The following is a 573-nucleotide window of genomic DNA, read 5'->3' on the forward strand; positions in this document are numbered from 1 at the left end:
ACGTCAAGAAATAGGTCTAATCTGCGCAATGCTCAGGGAATTTTTAATTCTTGCCTGGAGCTGGATCATGATCAAAACGCCACTCGCAATTGCTGCTACGGCCGCGGCGGGACTTTCATTCGCGCAACCGGCGTTGGGACAATCTAACGACGAGAAGCTTGGCACGGTGCATTTCGAGACATCCTGCAAATCGGACGCGCAGAAGTTATTCGATCGCGGAATGCTCTATCAACATTCGTTCTGGTACCGCGCGTCCCAAAGAGTATTTGAGGATGTGCTGAAGGCTGATCCCGAATGCGGCATCGCTTATTGGGGTATCGCGCTCAGTCTATTATGGAATCCCCACGTCCCTGCGCCTGCGAAGAATCTCGCCGAGGGTGCCGCCGTGCTGGCGACGGCAAAGACCGTCGGCGCCAAGACCCAGCGCGAACGCGACTACCTCGATGCGCTCAGCGCCATGTATGCCGACTACGAAAAAGTCGATCACCGTACGCGCATGCAAGCCTACACCAAGGCTATGGAACAACTAGCACAGCGCTATCCAGACGATGACGAAGCGCAGATCTATTATGC

Annotated in this window: 1 pseudogene; it reads left to right on the forward strand. The window is 54.8% G+C overall.

What is annotated here, in order from left to right:
- Positions 1 to 67: 67 nt before the first annotated feature.
- Positions 68 to 573: pseudogene (locus tag XI08_RS09810) on the forward strand (hypothetical protein); the annotation flags it as partial.

This window comes from Bradyrhizobium sp. CCBAU 11361, from assembly GCF_028128935.1.
Lineage (GTDB): Bacteria > Pseudomonadota > Alphaproteobacteria > Rhizobiales > Xanthobacteraceae > Bradyrhizobium > Bradyrhizobium niftali.